Raw genomic sequence first — 23,455 nt, 5'->3', positions numbered from 1 at the left:
TGAGCAACCTGCATGTCTGACGCGTTATGGGCGGCCCGAATGGGCGATGCGCTGTCCCACACTTCGATGATGGCGGACATCCTCGGCGGTGTGCTGGAAGTGGCGGCCAATATCGCGATCACTGCCGTGGCAACGGCTGCCGTGGTTGCGGCCACCGGTATCACCGTGGCCACCGGCGGCCTCGGCTGCTTCCTGCTGGGTGCGGTGGTGGGCACGATTGTTGGCCTGGCCATGAGCAAAAGTGGCGCGGACAAAGGGCTGACCAAGATATGCGATGCTTTCAGTAACGCCCTGTTTCCGCCCACGGTGCAGGCGAATATTCTCACCGGTTCCACCAATACGCTGACCAACAACATTCCCGCCGCCCGCGCGGCTGGGGCGATCAGCTCCCATGTCACCCCGGCCGGTACCGAGCTGGAAGAAACCAAACCTGAGCCGGAGCCCAGCTACCTGGACATGGCCGAGGGGTTCTTCTCGCAGATGTGGCGCCCTACCGTCGCCACACCTGCGCCGGGTGCTGTGCCGAAGCCGCTGGACCTGGTGGTGTGCATGAAGCACCCGCCAATGCCGCCGCAGTTTCTGGCCGAGGGTTCGGAAAAGGTTACGGTCAATGGTCAACCTGCCGTGCGCAGTGGTGATCGCAGCACCTGCGATGCGACGGTGGTGTCGTCGGGGCTGATTTCCTCCAACGTGACCATTGGTGGCGGTTCGGTGGTGGTGCGTGAAATTCGCAGCGGCAAAACGCCAGGCGTCGGGCTGGCGGTCACGGCACTGTTGATGCTCAAGGGTGGCAAGGGCAAGTTCCTCAGCAAGTTACCGTGCATGTTGGTCAGCGGCGCGACGTCGATGGCCATCAGCAGCGCAATGGGCGCTGCGGCCAACGCCGCGATGGGCTCGTCGAACCCGGTGCATGCTGCGACGGGCGCAAAGGTACTGGGCGATGTCGAGGAACTGGATTTCGTGCTGCCGGGCATTTTGCCGATCGGTTGGCAGCGCTTTTACAACAGCCGCGACGAACGCCAAGGTAGCCTGTTCGGTACCGGTTGGAGCGTGGCCTACGAAGTGTGCGTCGACATTCAGCCGCATCCCGAGGGCGGCGAAACGCTGGTCTACACCGATGAACAGGGCCGGCCCATCGACATGGGTTCGATTCCGTTGGGCGGCGCAGTATTCAGTGCCGGTGAAGGGCTCGCGGTACGGCGACACCTGAATGGGCAGTTGCTGATCGAAAGTGACGACGGCGTGTACCGCTTGTTCGAAGCTGCTCCAGCAGACCCGTCGCGACTGCGTCTGACCCAACTGGGTGATCGTAACGACAACCGCATCTATATCGACTATGACGAAGCCGGACGTCTGGTACGCCTGCGCGACACGTTCGATCTGGTTCAGGTTGAGCTGATCCGTGATCAGGGTCATGTAGCTCATATTGAGCGCCTCTACCCGGATCAACGTCGCGAAGTGCTCGTGAGCTACGGCTACGACGCGGCGGGCAATCTCGCGCAAGTGCGTGATGCAACAGATCAAGTCCAGCGGCGCTTCGTCTACGATGCCGGGCGCCGAATGGTGGAACATCAATTGCCCACCGGATTGCGCTGTTTCTATGAGTGGGCACTGGTTGAAGGCCTGGAATGGCGCGTGGTTAGGCATTGGACCGATGAGGGCGACTCTTACCAGTTCGACTATGACCTGCAGGCCGGTCTTACGCGCATCACCGACGGCCTGCAGCGTGTGAGTACGCGGTACTGGAACACTCAGCACCAGATCATTCAGTACAGCGACAACCTCGGCCAGACTTGGCTGTTTGAGTGGAATGACGAACGTCAGTTGCTCAGCGCTACCGACCCACAGGCCGGGCGTTATGCCTACAACTACGACGAGAGCGGCAACCTGATCGGCGAAACCGACCCGCTGGGCCGCAGTGATTCGACCTTGTGGCTGGAACATTGGGCATTGCCGCTGGTGGAAACCGACGCCGCCGACAACAGTTGGCAGTATCGCTACGACCCACGCGGTAACTGCATCGCCGAGACCGATCCGCTGGGCTATATCACCCGTTACCGCTATGACGCGCACGGCCAGCCAGTGGAAATCATCGATGCCACTGGCAAAAGCAAACAACTGCGCTGGAACCCGTTTGGGCAGTTGGTCGAGCATATCGACTGCTCGGGCTACCCGACGCGTTTCAGCTACGACGACCGTGGCTATTTGCAGGTCATCACTGATGCCTTGGGTGAACGCACGCAGTTCAGCTACGACGCCCAGGGCCGTTTGCTCAGCAGCCAATTACCGGACGGCCGCACCGAACATTTCCAGCGCGATGCCAGCGGGCAGTTGGTGGGCTATACAGATCCCGCCGGGCACACCACGCTCTATCAACACAACCGGCGAGGCCAGGTACGCCAGCGCACCGACGCCCATGGTCGCCAGGTGCAGTTCGGCTACGACAGCTACGGGCGTCTGCAAGCGTTGGTCAATGAAAACGGTGAAAGCTATCGGTTTGCGTGGGATGCCGGCGATCGGCTGGCGGAACAGCAAGACCTCGACGGCAGCGCCAAGCGCTACGACTACGACCGGCTGGACAACATCACAGCGGTGACTGCCGTTCCAGCGCCTTATGGCAATGGCTTGGCGGTGGTCCCCGAAACGCCGCCAGCGCCCATCGTTCATCGGCTGGAGCGTGATGCGGTCGGCCGACTGGTCGCCAAGACCACCGACGATGGCCGCACTGAGTACAGCTACGATGCGGTGGATCAGCTCACGGCGGTCACCTTCACTGATCTGCAAGGCAATGCCCAGGCGTTGGGTTTCGCCTACGACGCTGTCGGCCAGTTGCTTGCCGAACAAAGTGACGGCGGCAAGCTGCAACATCACTACGACGAACTCGGCAACCTGATCCAGACCCAACTGCCGGACGGGCGCTGGCTCAATCGCCTGTACTACGGCAGCGGCCACCTGCACCAGATCAACCTCGACGGCCAGGTCATCAGCGACTTCGAACGCGACCGCCTGCACCGAGAAGTGCTGCGCACCCAAGGCCAGCTCAGCACCCGCAGCGAATACGACCGCAGCGGCCGCCTGCGCTCACGCCAACGCCGCCTTAACAGCCAGCCATCGCTGATGCCTGCGGCGACGCAAAAGCAGTTCGAATACGACCCCGCCGACAACCTGATCGGCAAACTCGACCAGCAACCCGCGGCACAACACCGTCAACTGCTGCACTACGACGCCACCGGCCGCATCATCGCCAGCCAAGACAGCCTGCACGGCCAGCGCGAAACCTTCGCCTACGACGCCGCCGCCAACCTGCTCGACGGCCCGCAGACGGGCGCCGGGTTAGTGGTGCATAACAAGCTGCTGACCTATCAGGACAAGCGTTATCGCTACGATGCGTTTGGACGGATGATCGAGAAGCGCAGCGCCAAGCGCGGCGTGCAGCGGTTTGTGTATGACGCAGAAAGCCGGTTGGTTGAAGTGCGTAATGAAAGCGGCAGCGTGGTCAGGATGGCGTATGACCCGCTGGGGCGACGGGTTGAAAAAACCGAGCATGGCAGCGATGGGTATCCGTTGGGGGAAACCCGGTTCATGTGGGATGGGCTGCGGTTGTTGCAGGAGCACAAGCACAGTCAGACGAGCCTTTACGTTTATGAAGATGAAGGCTACCAACCTTTGGCTCGCGTCGACGGTGCCGGGCCGTTGCAGAAAATTCGTTATTACCACAACGACCTGAACGGGTTGCCGGAGCAACTGACCGAAGCTGACGGACACAGCGTCTGGCAGGCGACTTACCGGGTGTGGGGCAGCACGCTGGAAGAGGCGCGCGAGCCTTATTACATCGAGGAACAAAATCTACGGTTTCAGGGGCAGTATCTGGACCGGGAGACGGGGCTGCATTTCAATACGTTCAGGTTTTATGATCCGGATGTGGGGCGGTTTACGACGCCGGATCCGATTGGGTTAAACGGAGGATTGAATTTCTACGCGTACGCGCTCAACCCGTTCGGTTGGAACGACCCACTAGGGTTGTCCTGCCGCCTGAACTCAGTGGGTAGAACACCAGGTAAAGGCAGCCGCACAGGAAAAGCCGTAATTGCTAGGATGAGAGCTGAAGGCAAAATAATTGGCTCCGGAAAAAACATGCGGTTCCAGAGTACTGATAAAAAATGGTATTCGATCAAAGACGCGGATATGGCTCATAAAACCGACGCCGTTAAGTATTGGAACAGCAAAGGCGGTTATCACGGAGCTAAAACAAAAGAAGTACGGGGTTGGATGCGTGACCCTGATAACTACGAGCTGGAATATTATTCCCACAACCGATCCAAAGGCGCGCTGCTGACTGACAGGTACAAAGACCCCGGTGACTTTATCGGCCCCGCAGAAAAACCTAAATATTATTAAGGATTATTGTATGAAAGATTTGGCGGACGAGAATCCAACACTGGCAGATGAGATCATGGCCACTATGGCGGCAGGCAACGATCTCGATGAACAAAACCGTAAAACTGAAGCGCACACCCTATACCAAAAGGCATGGAGTTTACTGCCGGAACCAAAGCTTGAGTGGACCCCCTTATCGTCTTGGGTCACTGGCTCCCTCTTCAACCTTCACTTCGAAAATGGCGAGTTCAACGCAGCCGAGCCATGGGCTCAAAAGACTCTTGAGGGCCGAGAGTCGGATATAGATACTGGTCCATTAATTAATGTGGGGATGGTATCTCTCGAACTGGGAAGAAGTGCCGAGGCGTATAAATACTTTGATGAAGCTTATAAATTCGGTAAGGCACGCGCCTTTCAAGAAAGACCAAAGAAATATTTGAATTTCTATCTGGATGAAAAGAAAAAGAAGCATTGATTGCTCGTCCCCACAAAAAATGGGCACCCAACCCAGTCGGCGTGCCCATTTTTTCCCATCCCGCCTCCCTTCAGACGGTCCCGCGATTACGGGTTGACGCTGTCTTTAAGCGACTTGCCCGGCTTGAACGCAACGGTGTTGCTGGCCTTGATTTTCACTGGCTCACCGGTTTGCGGGTTTTTGCCGGTGCGGGCGCCGCGGTGGCGTTGCAGGAAGGTGCCGAAGCCAACCAGGGTGACGCTGTCCTTGCGATGCAGGGCGCCGGTGATTTCTTCGAGAACGGCGTTGAGTACGCGGTTGGCCTGTTCTTTGGTGAGATCCGCTTTTTCAGCGATGGCGGCTGCGAGTTCTGGTTTACGCATAAGTGAAGCCTCTTTGACGGTTTTTTGTTGTTATGTCCGTGCTGCTCTCTCGTGGAGCAGCGCCCAAGGCGCCGCAGGCTCTACTCTGCGGCAGACGGGAGTGAGGATGGCATGCCCTCGCACGCTCCGCCAGTCTCGCGGCGACCTTTATAGAGGTAAGAACGTGCTGATTCCGACAGAACGACCGGTATTTACGCCAGTAACGGCGGAAGTTCTTTGTTCAGGGCCAGTTTTTCCATCACGGCGCTGCCGGTCAGGGCGTAGCCGAGCAGGCGGCCGCTGGCGTCGCGGCACAAGGCCTTGATGTCGGCGCCCTGCCCTTCGACGCTCCACACGCCTTCGGTGCCGCGTGGCGGTGGGGAAACCACCAGCGGGCAGATCGGGGTTTTCACGGTGATCGGCATCGGCCCGTAGCTCACGGCCGTGGCGTTGCCGGCCAGGGTCTGGGCCAGGGCGCGGGCGCAGCTCATCAGCGGCATCACATAAAGCAGGTTCAGGCCATCGACCTCGGCGCAGTCGCCCAGCGCGTAGATGTTGGCGTGGGAAGTCTTGAGGTGGCGGTCGACCATGATTCCACGGTTGATTTGCAGGCCGGCGGCGGCAGCCAGGTCCACCCGTGGGCGCAGGCCGATGGCCGAAACCACCAGGTCGCAGTGAATCACTTCACCGTCGGACAGGTGCGCTTCCAGGCCATCAGCCGTGCGCTGCAGGCGATTGAGCACCGGGCCCAGGTGGAAACGCGCGCCGAGGCCTTCCAGCCCGGCTTGCACGGCGGCGGCTGCCGCCGGGTGCAGCAGGGTCGGCATGACCTGCTCGCACGGCGCCACCAGGTCGATTTCGTAGCCGCCGAGAATCAGGTCGTTGGCGAACTCACAGCCAATCAGGCCGGCGCCCAGCAGCAGCACGCGGCGTTTGCCGGCGGCGGCGGCGCGAAAGCGCGCGTAATCTTCGAGGTCGTTGATGGGGAAAATCAGCTCAGCCGCGTCGCCTTCAACCGGGACACGCACGGTTTCTGCGCCCCAGGCCAGGATCAGGTCGCGGTAGATCACCGCTTCCTCGCCGATCCACAGGCGTTTGTGGCCCGGGTCGATGCCGCTGATGCGGGTGTGGGTGCGCACTTCGGCCTTGAGTTGCTCGGCCATGGCGCCCGGTTCGGCCATGCTCAGGCCGTCGGCTTCCTTGTTCTTGCCAAAGCCGGTGGAGAGCATGGGCTTGGAGTAGGAGCGCCCGTCATCTGCGGTGATCAGCAGCAACGGGGTCTCGCTGTCGAGCTTGCGAAACTCCCGGGCCACGTTGTAACCGGCCAATCCTGTGCCGATGATCACGACAGGTGCGTTCATTCCTTTCTCCTTGAAGTACGTTTCAAAAATCGATGATTAACCGATTTCGATCATTTCGAAATCCATTTTGCCCACGCCGCAGTCCGGGCACAGCCAGTCTTCCGGAACGTCCTGCCACAGGGTGCCCGGTGCGATACCGTCATCCGGCCAGCCGTCTTTTTCGTCATAGATCAGGCCGCAGACTACACATTGCCACTTCTTCATTACTTGCTTCCTCAGGGTCCAGGCATCTTGGCCGACGGTCGATAGACCAACGTTGCCGTGCGGCTCAGGGCGTTTTGTACTGATCGGAGCCGGCAGATGCAAGCATGTTCGGCGCAAACGGCCGGTTCAGCCCGGCAAAAGCTCAGGATGCCATGGTAAGCTCGCCGCCTCTTTTGCTGCCAATACTGACTCACCGTGCCGCACTCAATCGCCCCTCCCGATGCTTGCCAATGGCTGACCCAGAGCCTCCTGAGCCCACTGCCCGCGCCCTTGACCCTTGACTGGCTGTTCGACGAAGGCTCGCTGACGCGGCGGCTGACGGGGCTGTCCGACGATGGCTTCAGCGTGACGCCGCTGTTCGAAGGCTGGCAGCCGTTGCGCGACGATGAATGCACGGCGCTGAGCCTGGCCCCGGCCACTGTCGGTTGGGTGCGCGAGGTGTATCTGCGCGGCCATGGTCAGCCGTGGGTGTTCGCGCGTAGCGTGGCGGCGCGCAGTGCCTTGCAAGGCGACGGGTTGCACATGGACGAACTGGGCAGCCGTTCGCTGGGCGAGTTGCTGTTTTGCGACCACGCCTTCACCCGCCAGGCCATCGAGGTGTGCCACTACCCACGGCAATGGCTGCCGACTGCGGACCAGGCCGACGGGTTGTGGGGACGCCGCTCGCGCTTTGATCGCGGGCAGCTGAGCGTGCTGGTGGCGGAAATTTTCCTGCCGCGCTTCTGGCAGGCGTTGCATGACCGTGCGGAGAACTGCTGATGTATCAACGTCTGCTCAAGTCCCTGAACCACCTGAACCCCAGGGCCTGGGATTTCATTCAATTGACCCGCATGGACAAGCCCATCGGCATCTACCTGCTGTTGTGGCCGACGCTGTGGGCGCTGTGGATTGCCGGCAAGGGCTCGCCGTCCTTGCTCAATATCGTGATTTTCGTGCTCGGCGTGGTGATGACCCGCGCCGGCGGCTGTGTGATCAATGACTGGGCCGACCGCAAGGTCGATGGTCACGTGAAACGCACCGAACAACGCCCACTGGTGAGCGGCAAGATCAGTTCCAAAGAGGCGCTGGTGTTTTTTGCGGTGCTGATGGGCATCAGCTTCCTGTTGGTGTTGCTGACCAACGCCACCACCATCCTGCTGTCACTCGGCGGCCTGGCGTTGGCGGCGAGCTACCCGTTCATGAAGCGTTATACCTACTACCCGCAGGTGGTATTGGGCGCGGCATTTTCGTGGGGCATGCCGATGGCGTTCACCGCTGAGACCGGTCACCTGCCTGCCACGGCATGGCTGCTGTACATCGCCAACCTGTTGTGGACGGTGGGCTATGACACGTATTACGCGATGACCGACCGCGACGACGACTTGAAGATCGGCGTCAAATCCACTGCCATTCTGTTCGGCGATGCCGACCGCGTGATCATCCTCACGTTGCAAGGCCTGTCGCTGGTCTGCCTGGTGCTGGCGGGTATGCGGTTCGAGCTGGGCGGCTGGTTCCACCTGGGGTTGCTGGCGGCGGCAGGCTGCTTTGCCTGGGAGTTCTGGTACACCCGCGACAAGGACCGCATGAAATGCTTCAAGGCGTTTTTGCACAACCACTGGGCCGGGTTGGCGATTTTTGTCGGGATTGTGGCGGACTACGCGTTCCGTTGACCCTGTGGCGAGCGGGCTTGTCGTGGCGAGCGGGCTTGCCCCGCGTTGGGGCGCGCAGCGGCCCCTCTCAGGGCCACTGTGTTTCGTCAGAAAGACCGAGGCGTCAGGTTTTGGGGCTGCTTCGCAGCCCAACGCGGGGCAAGCCCGCTCGCCACAACAAGCCCTCAAACCATAACAAGCCTGTTAGCCCTAACAGGCCTGCTCGCCACAATTAGCTCACTGGCCGCTAAGCGATCAGGGCTTGGCGACCTTCCAGGCACCGTCCATTTTGCCTTCACCGGTCATGTCACCGGCCTTTTTGTCCATCACGAAGGTGTAAAGCGGCTTGCCGCTGTAGGCCCATTGGCTTTTTTGGTCATCACGGGTGATCACGGTCCACTTGCCCATTGGCTTGTCGGTGGATTCGGCCATCAACGGCGGCCAGTTGGTGGCGCACTTGTCGTTGCACATGGACTTGCCATCGGCGTCTTTGGCAAAGGTGTAGAGCGTCATGCCCTTGTGGTCCACCAACATGCCGTCTTTGGTCATCGCAGGGTCTGCCGCGAATGCCAGTGTCGGCAGCGTCAACGCGGCCGTTACCAGCAGGGCTTTCCAAGAAAAAGTAGTTTGAGTCATCGGAACCTTCCTTTTGTGGTTGTCAGGATTCGGACCCAAAGGGTAGTCCAGAGTGCCGAGAATTGCCCAAGCGACTAAATTACTGTCACACGACTGCAATAATTCCGTTATCTAATGCGGCGCAAGACAGTTAAATGACAAGAGGATTTAGGCATGGTTGGCAGGAGCATTCTGATCGTTGACGACGAAGCGCCCATTCGCGAGATGATCGCCGTTGCGTTGGAAATGGCCGGCTATGACTGCCTGGAGGCGGAGAATTCCCAGCAGGCCCATGCCATCATCGTCGACCGCAAGCCGGACCTGATCCTGCTGGACTGGATGCTGCCCGGCACCTCCGGCATCGAGCTGGCCCGCCGCCTCAAGCGTGACGAGCTGACCGGGGACATCCCGATCATCATGCTCACCGCCAAAGGCGAAGAGGACAACAAGATCCAGGGCCTGGAAGTCGGCGCCGATGACTACATCACCAAGCCGTTTTCGCCACGCGAGCTGGTTGCCCGCCTGAAGGCCGTGCTGCGCCGTGCTGGCCCTACCGATGGCGAAGCGCCGATCGAAGTCGACGGCCTGATTCTGGACCCGATCAGCCACCGCGTGACCATCGATGGCAAGCCAGCCGAGATGGGCCCGACCGAATACCGTCTGCTGCAATTTTTCATGACCCACCAGGAACGCGCCTACACCCGTGGCCAACTGCTGGACCAGGTGTGGGGAGGCAACGTGTACGTGGAAGAGCGCACCGTCGACGTGCATATCCGCCGCCTGCGCAAAGCCTTGGGCGATGCCTACGAGAATCTGGTACAAACCGTGCGCGGCACCGGCTACCGCTTTTCCACCAAAGGCTGAGCCAGCCCTTCCCTTTCCTTAACAGCTGACAAGGACGCATGTTTAAGTGAACCAGAACTGGCATGGCACCCTGATTCGCCACATGCTGTTATTGATCACCGGCTGCCTGGTGGTCGGCCTGGTCAGCGGCCAATACGGCTGGAGCCTGGCCGTCGGCATCGGTCTGTACCTGGGCTGGACCCTCAAACAGCTGCTGCGCCTGCATGAATGGCTGCGCCAGCACAAACCCGACGAAGCACCACCCGACGGCTACGGCCTGTGGGGCGAGGTGTTCGACAGCATCTACCACTTGCAACGTCGCGACCAACGCGTTCGCGGGCGCCTGCAGGCGGTGATCGACCGGGTGCAGGAGTCCACCGCCGCGCTCAAGGACGCGGTGATCATGCTCGACAGCGATGGCAACCTGGAATGGTGGAACCGCGCCGCCGAAACCCTGCTGGGCCTCAAGACGCCCCAGGACAGCGGCCAGCCGGTGACCAACCTGGTGCGTCACCCGCGCTTCAAGGAGTACTTCGAGCAGGACAATTACGAAGAAGCCCTGGAAATCCCCTCGCCCACCAATGACCGCGTACGCATCCAGCTGTACCTGACGCGCTACGGCAACAACGAGCACCTGATGCTGGTGCGTGATGTGACCCGCATCCACCAGCTGGAACAGATGCGCAAAGACTTCGTTGCCAACGTCTCCCACGAGCTGCGTACGCCATTGACGGTGATCTGCGGCTACCTGGAGACGCTGCTGGACAACGTCGACGAGATCAACCCGCGCTGGAGCCGCGCCCTGCAGCAAATGCAGCAGCAAGGCTCGCGCATGCAGACGCTGCTCAACGACCTGCTGTTGCTGGCCAAGCTTGAGGCCACCGATTACCCGTCGGACAACCATCCCGTCGCCGTGCAGAGCCTGTTGCAGACCATCAAGAATGACGCCCAGGCGCTTTCCGGCGAACGCGGGCAGCAGATCACCCTGGAAGCCGACCCGTTGGTGCTGCTCAAAGGCAGCGAGGGCGAGTTGCGCAGCGCGTTTTCCAACCTGGTGTTCAACGCCGTGAAGTACACCCAGGACAAGGGCAATATCCGCATTCGCTGGTGGGCCGATGAACACGGCGCACACCTGAGCGTGCAGGACTCCGGCATCGGCATCGACGCCAAACACTTGCCGCGCCTGACCGAGCGTTTCTACCGTGTGGACTCCAGCCGCAACTCCAACACCGGCGGCACCGGACTGGGCCTGGCCATCGTCAAGCATGTGCTGTTGCGCCATCGCGCACGGTTGGAAATCAGCAGCGTGCTGGGGCATGGCAGCACGTTTACCTGCCACTTTCCGCCGACGCAGGTAACGCGTTCGCGGCTGGTCGGGAATGATGAATAACCTGAGAACGATGCCGAGATAAGTGTGGGAGCTGGCTTGCCTGCGATGGCGGTGGGTCAGCTGAACATACCCCCAACTGACAGTCCGCTATCGCAGGCAAGCCAGCTCCCACATTGGATTTGTATCGTTCCTGCAGGCCCCGCCCGGCAGCGGGCACTAGGCAAGCGCCCCGTCAGCCGCTACATTGGCCGACTTGCGCCTGCCTTTCAGGCACTTCTGTCACCCCTTATTGAACACACGGAACCTGCAAAACCCCATCATGGACCCTTCCCCTGGCATCACCCTCGCTACACTCTTCGCCGACTTCGGCATGATTCTTTTTGCACTGATCCTGGTACTGCTCAACGGTTTCTTCGTTGCGGCGGAATTCGCCATGGTCAAACTGCGCGCCACCCGGGTCGAGGCCATCGCCCACAAGAACGGCTGGCGCGGGCAGATCCTGCGCACCGTGCACAGCCAGCTCGACGCCTACCTGTCGGCCTGCCAGCTGGGCATCACCCTCGCCTCCCTGGGCCTGGGCTGGGTCGGTGAGCCGGCTTTTGCGCATATCCTCGAGCCGTTGCTGGGCGCGGTGGGCGTAGAGTCGCCGGAAGTGATCAAGGGCGTGTCGTTCTTTGCCGCCTTCTTTGTGATCTCCTACCTGCACATCGTGGTGGGTGAATTGGCCCCTAAATCCTGGGCTATCCGCAAACCCGAGTTGCTGTCGCTGTGGACCGCGGTGCCGTTGTACCTGTTCTACTGGGCGATGTACCCGGCGATTTACCTGCTCAACGCCAGCGCAAACGCGATTTTGCGTATTGCCGGCCAAGGCGAGCCTGGCCCGCACCATGAGCACCATTACAGCCGTGAAGAACTCAAGCTGATCCTGCACTCCAGCCGTGGCCAGGACCCGAGCGACCAAGGCATGCGTGTACTCGCCTCCGCCGTGGAAATGGGCGAACTGGAAGTGGTGGACTGGGCCAACTCTCGCGAAGACCTGGTCACCCTGGACTTCAACGCCCCGCTCAAGGAAATCCTCGCGCTGTTCCGCCGCCACAAATTCAGCCGCTACCCGGTGTATGACGCGGTGCGCAATGAGTTTGTCGGCCTGCTGCACATCAAGGATTTGCTGCTGGAACTGGCGGCACTGGACCACATCCCCGAGTCGTTCAACCTGGCCGAGCTGACCCGCCCGCTGGAGCGCGTATCGCGCCATATGCCGTTGTCGCAGTTGCTGGAACAGTTCCGCAAAGGCGGCGCGCACTTTGCTCTGGTAGAGGAAGCCGACGGCAAGATCATCGGCTACCTGACCATGGAAGACGTGCTGGAAGTGCTGGTCGGCGATATCCAGGACGAACACCGCAAGGCCGAGCGCGGCATCCTCGCCTACCAGCCGGGCAAACTGCTGGTGCGTGGCGACACGCCGCTGTTCAAGGTAGAACGCCTGCTGGGCGTCGACCTGGACCACATCGAAGCCGAAACCCTCGCCGGGCTGATCTACGACACCCTCAAGCGCGTGCCGGAAGAGGAAGAAGTGCTGGAGGTTGAAGGCTTGCGAATCATCATCAAGAAGATGAAAGGGCCGAAGATCGTGCTGGCCAAGGTGCTGTTGCTGGATTGATCAGATAGAGCGTGGGGGGTGAGCGACTCGTCCCCGCGTCGATGATCAGGCCGGCAGCGGGGAGAAGCAGATATCGACTTCCAACTGCGCTGCGGCAGACAAATTGACCAACGCGTCCAGCGAGAACTTGTCGATCTTGCCATTGAGGACGTCATTGAGCCGAGGCTGGCTGATATTGAGCCGCTCAGCGGCCGCTTTCTGAGAGAGCTCCCAACTGCGGATGGTGTTGCACAACGCCAGCAGCAACTTTGAGCGCAGGCGCATATTGGCGGCTTGCTGGGGAGTGTCCTCCAGAGCATCCCAGACGTTGCTGAAGCGTTCGGTGTGAATCTTTGGGTCTGTCATAGGCTTAACCTAACTCCTGCAATCTGGCACGCGCCAGTTCGATATCGCACCCTTCGGTTTTCTGGGTGGTTTTGCGCAGCGCGTGCAACACATAGACAGCCTCTGGGCGATTGACCACATAGAACACTCGAAACGCGCCTGATTGCTCAGTGATCCGAATCTCACTGACGCCCCGTCCGATAGTTCTCATGGGCTTGCAATCAAAAGGCTGTTCGCCCTGTTGCAGAAGATCCAACTGAAAACCGGCTGCCCTTCGGGCGTCGAGAGGAAATTCCTTGAGGTCCTTGAGTGAGCTTCCTAGAAACACCACATCCTTGTGCCTGCGCATTGGCTTCTCCTTTGCTGGAAAGAAAAAGCGTAATAGACGATTCAGGCCATGGCGGTGGAGCTTTGTTTCAAGGCATAGCAAAAGCTCGATAACACTGATGCGTTATCGAGAGCCTATATCGAAACAGATATAAATCAAGCCAAGCACCGGGAATCAGACGGTCGGTTGATTCCCGTTATGCAGGCAATCACGCACCCGGCACAAAGTGCTTCTGCGCCGTGCCGCGTGCGATCAGGCGGGAAATATAGTCGAGTTTCTGCGCGTCCTGGTCGATAAACCGGAAGGTCAGTTGCAGCCAGTCGCTGTCGGGCTTGGGCTCGTAGGCGACGACGGCGTGCAGGTAGCCGTTGAGGCGTGCCACTTCGGCGTTGTCGCCTTGCTCAAGGTCGAGCACCGCGCTTTCCAGTACCTGCGGCAGGACTTCACCGCGACGCACCACCAGCAGCGCTTCCTTGATGCTCAGCGCCTTGATCACGCATTGCTGGGTGCCGCTGGAAAGGCGTAGCTGGCCCTGGCCACGGCCGCCGGCCGGCGCTGCCCCTGGCGTTTGCACCGGCGGGCTGTTGAGCAGGCCTTTGCTTGGCGCAGCCACCGGCGCCGGTTTGACGGCTTCAGGCTTGCCGCCGGTCAGGGCACTCAGGGAGTCGTTGCCGAAGGCCGAGTTCATCTTGGTCGGTGCGCTGGCGATCAATGCGTCGAGGCGGCCGATCTTGTGCAGGGCCTGCTTGACCTTGTTCAGCAATTGCTCGTTGGTGAACGGCTTGCTGACGTAGCCGGAGACGCCGGCCTGAATGGCCTGCACCACGTTCTCCTTGTCGCCACGGCTGGTCACCATCACGAACGGCATGGCTTTGAGATGGGCCTGCTCACGGCACCAGGTCAGCAACTCCAGGCCCGACATCTCGGGCATTTCCCAGTCGCACAGCACCAGGTCGAAGGTCTCGCGCATCAGGATGGATTGCGCCTTTTTGCCGTTCACCGCATCTTCGATCTTGATCCCCGGAAAGTAGTTGCGCAGGCACTTCTTCACCAGGTCGCGGATAAACGAGGCGTCGTCCACCACCAATACACTGACTTTACTCATCGACCCTTCATCCTATAAAAACTTCGGCACGCAAAACGCCTGACTGATGGCATTTTGCCAAAACTCGCGATTCACAGAAGGACTTTATTGTTCCTGCCGCGCAAAAAATTCAGATGCCGCAAACGAAAACGCCCGACCAAAGGCCGGGCGTTAATTTCTCGGGCAACCTTACTTATCGTCAGATTCGCCCGGAACATTAGGGATTTGATCGGCCGTGCCTTCAACTTCGGCTTTCATGCGCTTGAGGCCCATGTGCCGCACGTCGGTACCGCGTACCAGGTAAATGACCAGTTCCGAGATATTGCGCGCGTGGTCGCCGATACGCTCCAGCGAACGCAGCACCCAGATGATGTTCAAGACCCGCGAGATAGAGCGCGGGTCTTCCATCATGTAGGTGGCCAGCTCGCGCAGTGCGGTCTTGTATTCGCGGTCGATGGTCTTGTCGTACTGCGCTACCGACAATGCCAGCTCGGCGTCGAAGCGCGCAAAAGCGTCGAGGGCATCGCGCACCATGTTGCGCACCTGGTCGCCGATGTGGCGCACTTCCACGTAGCCGCGCGGCGCTTCGCCTTCTTCGCACAACTGGATGGCGCGACGGGCGATCTTGGTGGCTTCGTCACCGATGCGCTCCAGGTCGATCACCGACTTGGAGATGCTGATGATCAACCGCAGGTCGGACGCCGCCGGCTGGCGACGCGCCAGAATGCGCAGGCATTCTTCGTCGATGTTGCGTTCCATCTGGTTGATCTGGTCATCAATCTCACGCACTTGCTGGGCCAGGCCCGAGTCGGCCTCGATCAGCGCGGTGACGGCGTCGTTGACTTGCTTCTCCACCAGCCCGCCCATCGCCAGGAGGTGGCTGCGCACTTCCTCAAGCTCGGCGTTGAACTGCGCGGAGATGTGATGGGTAAGGCCTTCTTTGCTAATCATGGGTTTGCTCCGCAAAAGCTGTAAGCCGCAGGCTACAAGCTGCAAGCTGATGTGTGTCGTTGATCAAACTGCTTTTACTTGCCGCTTGAAACGTGCGGCGTGCAGCTGGGGCTAGCCATAGCGACCGGTGATGTAGTCTTCGGTCTGCTTCTTCGCCGGGTTGGTGAACAGGGTATCGGTGTCGCCAAATTCCACCAGCTTGCCCATGTACATGAACGCGGTGTAGTCGGAAACCCGCGCCGCCTGTTGCATGTTGTGGGTCACGATGACGATGGTGAACTTGGATTTGAGTTCGTAGATCAGCTCTTCGACTTTCAATGTGGAGATCGGGTCGAGTGCCGAGCACGGTTCGTCGAGCAGCAGCACTTCCGGCTCCACGGCGATGGTGCGGGCGATCACCAGACGTTGCTGCTGGCCGCCGGACAAACCGAGGGCCGACTCGTGCAGGCGGTCCTTGACCTCATCCCACAGTGCCGCGCCTTTGAGCGCCCATTCAACGGCTTCGTCGAGGATGCGTTTCTTGTTGATGCCCTGGATGCGCAGGCCGTAGACCACGTTTTCGTAGATGGTCTTGGGGAACGGGTTGGGCTTCTGGAACACCATGCCCACCCGGCGGCGCAGCTCGGCCACGTCCTCGCCCTTGCGGTAGATGTTGGTGCCGTAGAGGTTGATCGCGCCTTCTACACGGCAACCGTCGACCAGGTCGTTCATGCGGTTGAAGGTGCGCAGCAACGTCGACTTGCCGCAGCCGGACGGGCCGATGAAGGCAGTCACGCGCTGCTTGGGGATGTTCATGCTGACGTCGAACAGCGCCTGCTTTTCACCGTAGTACAGGCTCAGGCCCGGCACTTCGATGGCCACGGTTTCCTGGGCCAGGCTCAGGCTCTGCTTGTCGCGACCCAGGGCCGACATGTTGATGCCGTGGGTGTGGGTTTCATGTTGCATGGGATGCTCCCTGTGCTACCAATTCGTTTCGTTGAACCGCCGGAGCGGTTTACTCAAAAATCTGCGTGTGACGCGGTTAAGTGTGGGAGCTGGCTTGCCTGCGATGGCATCACCGCGGTGTACCTGTTCCACCGAGTTGCCTGCATCGCAGGCAAGCCAGCTCCCACATTGGGCCGTGTTAACTGTCCAGCGCCTTGTATTTTTCGCGCAGGTGGTTACGGATCCACACCGCCGACAAGTTGAGCGTGGCGATCACCAGCACCAGCAGCAAGGCGGTGGCGTACACCAGTGGCCGCGCAGCTTCGACGTTGGGGCTCTGGAAGCCGACGTCATAAATATGGAAGCCCAGGTGCATGATTTTCTGGTCCAGGTGCAGGTACGGGTAATTGCCGTCCAGCGGCAGCGACGGCGCCAGTTTCACCACGCCTACCAGCATCAGCGGCGCCACTTCACCGGCGGCGCGGGCCACGGCGAGGATCATGCCGGTCATCATCGCCGGGCTGGCCATCGGCAGCACGATCTTCCACAGCGTTTCCGCCTTGGTCGCGCCCAGTGCCAAGGAGCCCTCGCGCACGGTGCGAGGAATCCGCGCCAGGCCTTCTTCGGTGGCCACAATCACCACCGGCACCGCCAGCAGCGCCAGGGTCAGCGAGGCCCACAGCAGGCCCGGCGTGCCGAACGTGGGTGCCGGCAGGGCTTCGGCGAAGAACAGACGGTCAACCGAGCCACCCAGCACATACACGAAGAAGCCCAGGCCGAACACGCCGTAGACAATGGCCGGTACGCCCGCCAGGTTGTTCACCGCAATGCGGATAATCCGCGTCAGGGTGTTCTGCTTGGCATATTCACGCAGGTACACCGCCGCCAGTACACCGAACGGCGTCACGATCATCGCCATGATCAGGGTCATCATCACGGTGCCGAAAATCGCCGGGAAGATCCCGCCCTCGGTGTTGGCTTCCCGTGGGTCATCGCTGAGGAATTCCCAGACCTTGCTGAAGTAGAAGCCGACCTTGGTCATCGTGCCCATGGCGTTCGGCTGGTAGGCGTGCACCACTTTGCCGATGCCGATTTCCACTTCTTTGCCGTTAGCGTCGCGCGCCGTCAGGCTGTCGCGGTTGAACTGGGTGTGCAGGTCCGCCAGGCGCGCTTCGATGTCCTTGTAGCGGTTGTTCAGTTCTGCGCGGCCCGAGTCCATATCAGCTTGGGCGGTAGCGTCGAGCTTGCCTTCCAGCTCCAGCTTGCGACCGTGCAGGCGGATACGCTCCAGCCCGGCGTTGATCGCGCCGATGTCGGTTTTTTCCAGACTCTTGAGTTGCGCAGCCAGCTTGTTTACGCGGTCAACGCGGGCCTGCAGCTCCGGCCACGCGGCTTCACCTTCGGCGATGACCTTGCCGTCCTGTTTGACGTTGACCAGGGTGCCGTAGAAGTTGCCCCACTCACGCCGCTCGATGGCCATCAGGTTGGCCGGCTTGGTCTGGTCCTTGAGCCACTCGCCGACGATCCAGGTGAAGTCGTTGCCGTTCAGGTCGCGGTTGCCGACCTTGATCAGCTCGCGGGTCATGAACTCCGGGCCCTGGTCGGGCACCGGCAGGCCAGCGCTTTTCAGGCGCTCGCGTGGCACTTCTTCCTTCTGCACCACTTCGCCGATGACGATATGGTTTTCCTGGCCCGGCACGTTGTAGTTGGCCTGGATCAGGTCGGCCGGCCAGAAGTGGCCCAGGCCACGCACGGCAATCACGGCCAGCAAACCAATAGTCATGATGACCGCGATGGACACCGCGCCACCGCTGATCCAGACGCCCGGGGCGCCGCTCTTGAACCATCCATTCAGGGAGTTCTGTTTCACAGACTTCTACCTTTCTTAAAGCGACGAGTATTTCTTGCGCAGACGCTGACGAATCAGCTCGGCGAGGGTGTTCATGATGAAGGTGAACAACAGCAGCACCAGCGCCGAGAGGAACAGCACGCGGTAGTGGCTGCCGCCGACTTCCGACTCGGGCATTTCCACCGCGACGTTAGCCGCCAGGGTGCGCAGGCCTTCGAACAGGTTCATCTCCATCACCGGGGTGTTACCGGTGGCCATCAACACGATCATGGTTTCACCGACCGCACGGCCCATGCCGATCATCAGCGCCGAGAAAATCCCCGGGCTGGCGGTCAGGATGACGACGCGGGTCATGGTCTGCCATGGCGTGGCGCCCAGGGCCAACGAGCCCAGGGTCAGGCCGCGCGGCACGCTGAACACGGCGTCTTCGGCGATGGAGTAGATGTTGGGGATCACCGCAAAACCCATGGCCAGGCCGACTACCAGGGCGTTGCGCTGGTCGTAGGTGATGCCCAGGTCGTGGGAGATCCACATGCGCATGTCGCCGCCAAAGAACCAGGTTTCCAGGTACGGGCTCATGTACAGCGAGAGCCAGCCCACAAACAGGATCACCGGGATCAGGATCGCGCTTTCCCAGCCATCGGGAACGCGCAGGCGGATCGACTCAGGCAAGCGGCTGAACACGAAGCCGGCCACCAGAATGCCAATCGGCAACAGCATCAGCAGGCTGAAAATCCCCGGCAAATGCCCTTCGACATACGGCGCCAGGAACAGGCCGGCGAAGAAGCCGAGGATCACCGTCGGCATCGCTTCCATCAGTTCGATCACCGGCTTGACCTTGCGGCGCAGGCTCGGGGCCATGAAGTAGGCGGTGTAGATCGCAGCAGCAACGGCCAGTGGTGCGGCCAGCAACATGGCGTAGAACGCGGCCTTCAGGGTACCGAAGGTCAGCGGCGCCAGGCTCATCTTGGGTTCGAAATCAGTGTTGGCGGCGGTCGATTGCCAGACGTATTTAGGCTCGTCGTAGTTTTCGTACCAGACCTTGCTCCACAACGCGCTCCAGGACACTTCCGGGTGCGGGTTGTCCAGCAGCAGCGGTTGCAGCTTGCCGCCCGCTTCGACGATGACGCGGTTGGCGCGTGGCGACAGGCCGAACACGCCTTGGCCATCGACCACCGGGTCGACCAGCAGCGTGCGGTGCGCGGTGCTGTGGAACACGCCGAACTTGCCGGATGCGTCGAGGGCGGTGAAGCCTTTGCGACGTTCTTCAGCGGTGATTTCAACGATAGGCGCGCTGCCCATCTGGAAGGTACGGATCTGTTTCAGGCGTTGCTCGCCGTCCGGGTCGCGGGCCATGAACCACTGGGCCAGGCCGCCTTTGGAGTTACCCACGATCAGCGAGATACCGCCCACCAGCTGAGTGCTGGCGGTGATTTCGGCGTTGCCGTCTTCGAGCAGTTTGTAGCGACCGTTGAGACTCTTGTCGCGCAGGCTGAAGACGTCGGCAAGGGCACGACCGTTGATCACGTACAGCCACTGCTGGCGTGGGTCGATGAAGATCGCCTTTACCGGCTCGGTCATTTGCGGCAGCTCGATACGCTTCTGCTCGCTGGTGACTTCGCCAGTCATCATGTTTTCTTCGCGGCTCAGGCTCAGCACGTTCAAGTAGGAACCTGCGGAACCGGCAACGACCAGCGAGGAATCGGTGGCGTTAAGTGCGACGTGCTCCAGCGGGCGACCCTGCTCGTCGAGCACGATCGGCGTTTCGCCGTAAGGGTATTCAATGGCCGGGGTGATGGTTTTCTTGCCGTCCGGGTAGGACACCTTATAAGTGTGGCGGAACACCAGGGACTGGCCATTGGACAAACCCAGGATCACCAGCGGGCTGCCCGGCTGGTCTTCACCAATGGACGCAACGCTGGCGCCTGCCGGCAGCGGCAAGTCGACACGCTTGAGTTCAGCACCCGTGTCCACATCAAAGAACAGCGCCTGGCCCTTGTCGGAAACCCGCATGGCAACCTGGTTCTGCTCTTCGAGGGAGATCATCAACGGCTTGCCGGCGTCCTGCATCCAGGCGGGCGTCAGCGCATCTTCCTTGGTCAGCGAGGCGCCCTGGAACAGTGGCGCGACGACGTAGGCAAGAAAGAAGAAAATCAGGGTAATGGCGCCGAGGACGGCGAGGCCGCCGATCAACACGTACCAACGGGTCAGGCGATCCTTGAGCGCGCGAATGCGGCGCTTGCGTTGCAGCTCAGGCGTATTGAAATCAATGCGCTTGGGGGGAGAAGTCGTCGTCATGGTGGAATTGGCCAGATCATTCATGCGCACACCCTAGCGATCCTGTATGACAGAAAGATGACAATGCAGTGACGCAGCAAAGCCGCCGCGTAGCAGAGCTGGCAGCGGACTGAAAAATTAGCGGTGTAGACGGTTTAATGTGAGAGCGGGCTTGCCCGCGATGGCATCAATGCGGTCTCAACGCTACACCGCGTCGCCAGCATCGCGGGCAAGCCCGCTCCCACACAAAAGCATGCATCTACACCAGGTCTTGCAGGCTTAGTTGCCTTCTTTCAAACCCAGGTCAGCCAGGGCCTTGGCAGCCACTTTGGCTGGCAGCGGGATGTAGCCGTCTTTGACGACCACTTCCTGGCCCTGTTTGGACAGAACCAGCTTCACGAACTCAGCTTCCAGCGGAGCCAGAGGCTTGTTCGGGGCTTTGTTGACGTACACGTAGAGGAAGCGCGACAGCGGGTATTTGCCGTTCAGGGCGTTTTCTTCGCTGTCTTCGATGAAGTCAGTGCTGCCTTTCTTGGCCAGGGCCACGGTCTTCACGCTGGCGGTTTTGTAACCGATGCCCGAGTAACCGATGCCGTTCAGCGAGGAGCTGATCGACTGCACAACCGACGCCGAACCTGGTTGTTCGTTCACGTTAGGTTTGTAGTCGCCTTTGCACAGGGCTTCTTCCTTGAAGTAGCCGTAGGTGCCGGATACCGAGTTACGACCGAACAGTTGCACCGGCTTGTTGGCCAGGTCGCCGGTCACACCCAGGTCGCCCCAGGTTTTGACATCAGCTTTGGCGCCGCACAGACGCGTCGAGGAGAAGATCGCGTCGACTTGTTCCATGGTCAGGTGCTGGATCGGGTTGTCCTTGTGCACGAACACGGCCAGGGCATCCACAGCCACCGGGATAGCGGTTGGCTTGTAGCCGTACTTCTGCTCGAAGGCCGCCAGTTCGGTGTCCTTCATCTTGCGGCTCATCGGGCCCAGGTTGGAGGTGCCTTCAGTCAGCGCAGGCGGTGCAGTGGCGGAGCCGGCAGCCTGAATCTGGATGTTGACGTTCGGGTATTCCTTTTTATAGGACTCAGCCCACAGGGTCATCAGGTTAGCCAGGGTGTCGGAACCAACGCTGGACAGGTTGCCCGATACACCGGTGGTCTTGGCGTAAGCCGGAATTGCCGGGTCAACACCAGCGGCTACCGCGTTAGCGGTCGCAACGCCAGCAGCGACAAAAGTCATTGCCGCCATCAAACGTTTCAGTTTCATGCCTTGCTCCTAGCAGATAGGGATAGTTGGATCGGGGCCAAGTATCGGTAGGCCGTGTGAACACTCTATGTCCGCAATGTGACAATTAGATGAAAGGCCAGCATTTGTGAAAAACCTGACAGGAAGGGGAAAGACCAGTAAATCCGGGACTTGCGAGGAGGTTGAAGCGCATGAAGCGGTGTTTCAGAAATACTCTGTAATCGTTGGCCAACCACAAACCCTGTGGCGAGCGAGTGCCCTCGCCACAGGGTCATTGCAGGCTTTTAGCGCCCGCGCTTCCACAGATAGCCACCCACCAGCATCCCCATCACACACAGCACGGCGACATAGTAGGCAGGGCCCATCGGGCTTTCCTTCATCAGCAGCGACACCGCCAGCGGCGTCAAACCACCAAACACGGCGTAGGCGACGTTGTAGGAGAACGACAACCCGCTGAAACGCACCACCGGCGGGAAGGCTTTTACCATCACGTAAGGCACCACGCCGATCACCCCGACAAACAGGCCGGTCAGGGTGTACAGCGGGAAAAGCCAGTTGGGGTGATCGATCAGGCTGTGGTACAGCGTCCACGACGTTGCCAACAGCAACAGGCAACCGATGACCAGCACGCGGCCAGCGCCAAAACGATCAGCCAGCGCGCCGGAAGCGATGCAGCCCAGGCTCAGGGTCACGATGGCCAGGCTGTTGGCTTGCAATGCGATGGTCGGGCTGAAGTGGTAGACGGTTTGCAGCACGGTCGGGGTCATCAGGATGACCACTACAACACCGGCCGACAGCAACCAGGTCAACAGCATCGACAACACGATGGCGCCACGGTGGTCGCGCAATACCGCGCGCAATGGCAGCTCGGCGGCCAAGGTTTTGCGCTGCTGCATTTCGGCGAAGATCGGCGTCTCATGCAGCCAGCGGCGCAGGTACACCGAGAGCAGGCCAAACACGCCGCCCAGCAGGAACGGGATACGCCAGGCGTAATCGGACACTTGTTCCGGGCTGTAGAGCGTGTTGATGGCGGTGGCCACCAGCGACCCCAACAGGATGCCGGCGGTGAGGCCGCTGGTCAGGGTGCCGCAGGCATAGCCGATATGGCGCGGCGGTACGTGTTCAGAGACAAACACCCAGGCGCCCGGTACTTCGCCGCCGATGGCCGCGCCCTGGATGACGCGCATCAACAGCAGCAGAAGCGGCGCCCACAGGCCGATCTGCGCGTAGGTCGGCAGCAGGCCCATGATCAGGGTCGGCACGGCCATCATGAAGATGCTCAACGTGAACATCTTCTTGCGGCCGAGCAGGTCGCCAAAGTGCGCCATGATGATGCCGCCCAACGGACGAGCCAGGTAACCGGCGGCGAAGATGCCGAAGGTCTGCATCATGCGCAGCCATTCCGGCATATCGACGGGGAAGAACAGTTTCCCGACCACCGTGGCGAAAAACACGAAAATGATGAAGTCGTAAAATTCCAGCGCCCCGCCCAAGGCAGACAGCGACAGGGTTTTGTAGTCGTTGCGGGTCAGCGGGCGCGACGGTTGCGCGCTGCTTGCGGGCACGGAGGACATGGCAAGGCTTCTCTTATAGTAATGACGGCAAGCCCGGGACTTGCGGCGGGTCTGGCAAGATAGCA

Annotated in this window: 20 protein-coding genes; 7 read left to right on the top strand and 13 right to left on the bottom strand. The window is 60.5% G+C overall.

Going from position 1 to position 23,455, the window contains the following annotated elements; genetic code table 11:
• Positions 1–12: 12 nt before the first annotated feature.
• Together ACM530_RS10490 and ACM530_RS10485 are read left to right on the top strand one after the other, a co-directional pair.
• Positions 13–4,398 carry an RHS repeat-associated core domain-containing protein gene (locus tag ACM530_RS10490; RefSeq protein ID WP_416364730.1) on the top strand — a complete coding sequence of 1,462 codons (4,386 nt, stop codon included), beginning with the start codon at positions 13–15 and terminating at the stop codon, positions 4,396–4,398.
• Between the two features lie 10 nt (positions 4,399–4,408).
• Positions 4,409–4,852 (top strand): hypothetical protein, encoded by a 444-nt coding sequence (locus ACM530_RS10485; protein WP_262206770.1) that lies wholly within the window; start codon positions 4,409–4,411, stop codon positions 4,850–4,852.
• Positions 4,853–4,938: 86 nt separating this feature from the next.
• On the opposite strand, the gene ACM530_RS10480 is transcribed toward ACM530_RS10485, so the two are convergent.
• From ACM530_RS10480 to ACM530_RS10470, 3 genes are all read right to left on the bottom strand, one after another.
• On the bottom strand, positions 4,939–5,214 hold the full coding sequence (locus tag ACM530_RS10480) for an HU family DNA-binding protein (RefSeq protein ID WP_003213368.1): 276 nt from the start codon (positions 5,212–5,214) through the stop codon (positions 4,939–4,941).
• A gap of 191 nt (positions 5,215–5,405) precedes the next feature.
• Entirely contained in the window at positions 5,406–6,554 is a 1,149-nt protein-coding gene (locus tag ACM530_RS10475; protein ID WP_106575895.1) for an NAD(P)/FAD-dependent oxidoreductase, read from the bottom strand.
• 36 nt (positions 6,555–6,590) lie between these two features.
• The gene (locus tag ACM530_RS10470) at positions 6,591–6,758 is read right to left on the bottom strand and encodes a rubredoxin (protein ID WP_003213373.1); all 168 of its coding nucleotides are present in this window, start codon (positions 6,756–6,758) and stop codon (positions 6,591–6,593) included.
• 195 nt (positions 6,759–6,953) lie between these two features.
• Between ACM530_RS10470 and ACM530_RS10465 the strand changes: the two genes are divergently transcribed.
• Both ACM530_RS10465 and ubiA read left to right on the top strand, forming a co-directional pair.
• A complete protein-coding gene (locus tag ACM530_RS10465) occupies positions 6,954–7,517 on the top strand; it encodes a chorismate--pyruvate lyase family protein (RefSeq protein ID WP_416364729.1) in 564 nt (187 codons plus the stop codon).
• A complete protein-coding gene (gene ubiA, locus ACM530_RS10460; RefSeq protein WP_416364728.1) occupies positions 7,517–8,407 on the top strand; it encodes a 4-hydroxybenzoate octaprenyltransferase in 891 nt (296 codons plus the stop codon). Before ACM530_RS10465 ends, ubiA begins: the two co-directional genes overlap by 1 nt.
• A gap of 234 nt (positions 8,408–8,641) precedes the next feature.
• On the opposite strand, the gene ACM530_RS10455 is transcribed toward ubiA, so the two are convergent.
• Positions 8,642–9,022, bottom strand: coding sequence for a hypothetical protein (locus ACM530_RS10455; protein ID WP_262206773.1), 381 nt, complete (start codon positions 9,020–9,022; stop codon positions 8,642–8,644).
• Between the two features lie 153 nt (positions 9,023–9,175).
• On the opposite strand from ACM530_RS10455, the gene phoB reads away from it, so the two are divergent.
• The 3 genes from phoB (at position 9,176) to ACM530_RS10440 (ending at position 12,834) form a co-directional block, all read left to right on the top strand.
• Positions 9,176–9,865, top strand: coding sequence for a phosphate regulon transcriptional regulator PhoB (phoB, locus tag ACM530_RS10450; protein WP_003195617.1), 690 nt, complete (start codon positions 9,176–9,178; stop codon positions 9,863–9,865).
• An 82-nt stretch (positions 9,866–9,947) separates the two neighbouring features.
• Positions 9,948–11,234, top strand: a complete 1,287-nt coding sequence (gene phoR / locus ACM530_RS10445; protein ID WP_256676331.1) for a phosphate regulon sensor histidine kinase PhoR — start codon at positions 9,948–9,950, stop codon at positions 11,232–11,234.
• 259 nt (positions 11,235–11,493) lie between these two features.
• Positions 11,494–12,834, top strand: coding sequence for a hemolysin family protein (locus tag ACM530_RS10440; RefSeq protein WP_010207573.1), 1,341 nt, complete (start codon positions 11,494–11,496; stop codon positions 12,832–12,834).
• 45 nt (positions 12,835–12,879) lie between these two features.
• Here the strand turns inward: ACM530_RS10440 and ACM530_RS10435 are convergent, their stop codons facing one another.
• The 9 genes from ACM530_RS10435 to ACM530_RS10395 form a co-directional block, all read right to left on the bottom strand.
• Positions 12,880–13,179: a helix-turn-helix domain-containing protein gene (locus ACM530_RS10435; protein WP_242201190.1), complete on the bottom strand. Its 300-nt coding sequence runs from the start codon at positions 13,177–13,179 to the stop codon at positions 12,880–12,882.
• A 4-nt stretch (positions 13,180–13,183) separates the two neighbouring features.
• On the bottom strand, positions 13,184–13,507 hold the full coding sequence (locus tag ACM530_RS10430) for a type II toxin-antitoxin system RelE/ParE family toxin (RefSeq protein WP_242201192.1): 324 nt from the start codon (positions 13,505–13,507) through the stop codon (positions 13,184–13,186).
• Positions 13,508–13,694: 187 nt separating this feature from the next.
• Positions 13,695–14,591, bottom strand: a complete 897-nt coding sequence (locus ACM530_RS10425; protein ID WP_242201195.1) for a response regulator — start codon at positions 14,589–14,591, stop codon at positions 13,695–13,697.
• Between the two features lie 168 nt (positions 14,592–14,759).
• A complete protein-coding gene (gene phoU / locus ACM530_RS10420; RefSeq protein ID WP_053258703.1) occupies positions 14,760–15,521 on the bottom strand; it encodes a phosphate signaling complex protein PhoU in 762 nt (253 codons plus the stop codon).
• Positions 15,522–15,632: 111 nt separating this feature from the next.
• Positions 15,633–16,466 (bottom strand): phosphate ABC transporter ATP-binding protein PstB, encoded by an 834-nt coding sequence (pstB, locus tag ACM530_RS10415; RefSeq protein ID WP_056860879.1) that lies wholly within the window; start codon positions 16,464–16,466, stop codon positions 15,633–15,635.
• A gap of 178 nt (positions 16,467–16,644) precedes the next feature.
• Entirely contained in the window at positions 16,645–18,315 is a 1,671-nt protein-coding gene (pstA, locus tag ACM530_RS10410; RefSeq protein WP_145158240.1) for a phosphate ABC transporter permease PstA, read from the bottom strand.
• Between the two features lie 15 nt (positions 18,316–18,330).
• A complete protein-coding gene (locus ACM530_RS10405; RefSeq protein ID WP_416365085.1) occupies positions 18,331–20,364 on the bottom strand; it encodes an ABC transporter permease subunit in 2,034 nt (677 codons plus the stop codon).
• A gap of 486 nt (positions 20,365–20,850) precedes the next feature.
• On the bottom strand, positions 20,851–21,837 hold the full coding sequence (locus tag ACM530_RS10400) for a phosphate ABC transporter substrate-binding protein PstS (RefSeq protein ID WP_106575903.1): 987 nt from the start codon (positions 21,835–21,837) through the stop codon (positions 20,851–20,853).
• Between the two features lie 263 nt (positions 21,838–22,100).
• On the bottom strand, positions 22,101–23,390 hold the full coding sequence (locus ACM530_RS10395; protein WP_145158243.1) for an MFS transporter: 1,290 nt from the start codon (positions 23,388–23,390) through the stop codon (positions 22,101–22,103).
• Positions 23,391–23,455: the final 65 nt, after the last annotated feature.

The sequence above is a fragment of the Pseudomonas sp. NFX183 genome (assembly GCF_047943075.1).
Lineage (GTDB): Bacteria > Pseudomonadota > Gammaproteobacteria > Pseudomonadales > Pseudomonadaceae > Aquipseudomonas.
This window is presented reverse-complemented; position numbering and strand designations above follow the sequence as displayed.

Bases quoted from the DNA above. Each gene is read 5' to 3' on its own strand.
- phoU (WP_053258703.1), bottom strand. From the start codon at position 15,521: ATGATTAGCAAAGAAGGCCTTACCCATCACATCTCCGCGCAGTTCAAC.
- ACM530_RS10480 (WP_003213368.1), bottom strand. From the start codon at position 5,214: ATGCGTAAACCAGAACTCGCAGCCGCCATCGCTGAAAAAGCGGATCTC.
- ACM530_RS10440 (WP_010207573.1), top strand. From the start codon at position 11,494: ATGGACCCTTCCCCTGGCATCACCCTCGCTACACTCTTCGCCGACTTC.
- ACM530_RS10425 (WP_242201195.1), bottom strand. From the start codon at position 14,591: ATGAGTAAAGTCAGTGTATTGGTGGTGGACGACGCCTCGTTTATCCGC.
- phoB (WP_003195617.1), top strand. From the start codon at position 9,176: ATGGTTGGCAGGAGCATTCTGATCGTTGACGACGAAGCGCCCATTCGC.
- ACM530_RS10405 (WP_416365085.1), bottom strand. From the start codon at position 20,364: ATGCAGGACGCCGGCAAGCCGTTGATGATCTCCCTCGAAGAGCAGAAC.
- ubiA (WP_416364728.1), top strand. From the start codon at position 7,517: ATGTATCAACGTCTGCTCAAGTCCCTGAACCACCTGAACCCCAGGGCC.
- pstB (WP_056860879.1), bottom strand. From the start codon at position 16,466: ATGCAACATGAAACCCACACCCACGGCATCAACATGTCGGCCCTGGGT.
- ACM530_RS10485 (WP_262206770.1), top strand. From the start codon at position 4,409: ATGAAAGATTTGGCGGACGAGAATCCAACACTGGCAGATGAGATCATG.
- ACM530_RS10435 (WP_242201190.1), bottom strand. From the start codon at position 13,179: ATGACAGACCCAAAGATTCACACCGAACGCTTCAGCAACGTCTGGGAT.
- ACM530_RS10395 (WP_145158243.1), bottom strand. From the start codon at position 23,390: ATGTCCTCCGTGCCCGCAAGCAGCGCGCAACCGTCGCGCCCGCTGACC.
- ACM530_RS10490 (WP_416364730.1), top strand. From the start codon at position 13: ATGTCTGACGCGTTATGGGCGGCCCGAATGGGCGATGCGCTGTCCCAC.
- ACM530_RS10400 (WP_106575903.1), bottom strand. From the start codon at position 21,837: ATGAAACTGAAACGTTTGATGGCGGCAATGACTTTTGTCGCTGCTGGC.
- phoR (WP_256676331.1), top strand. From the start codon at position 9,948: ATGCTGTTATTGATCACCGGCTGCCTGGTGGTCGGCCTGGTCAGCGGC.
- ACM530_RS10475 (WP_106575895.1), bottom strand. From the start codon at position 6,554: ATGAACGCACCTGTCGTGATCATCGGCACAGGATTGGCCGGTTACAAC.
- ACM530_RS10430 (WP_242201192.1), bottom strand. From the start codon at position 13,507: ATGCGCAGGCACAAGGATGTGGTGTTTCTAGGAAGCTCACTCAAGGAC.
- ACM530_RS10455 (WP_262206773.1), bottom strand. From the start codon at position 9,022: ATGACTCAAACTACTTTTTCTTGGAAAGCCCTGCTGGTAACGGCCGCG.
- ACM530_RS10470 (WP_003213373.1), bottom strand. From the start codon at position 6,758: ATGAAGAAGTGGCAATGTGTAGTCTGCGGCCTGATCTATGACGAAAAA.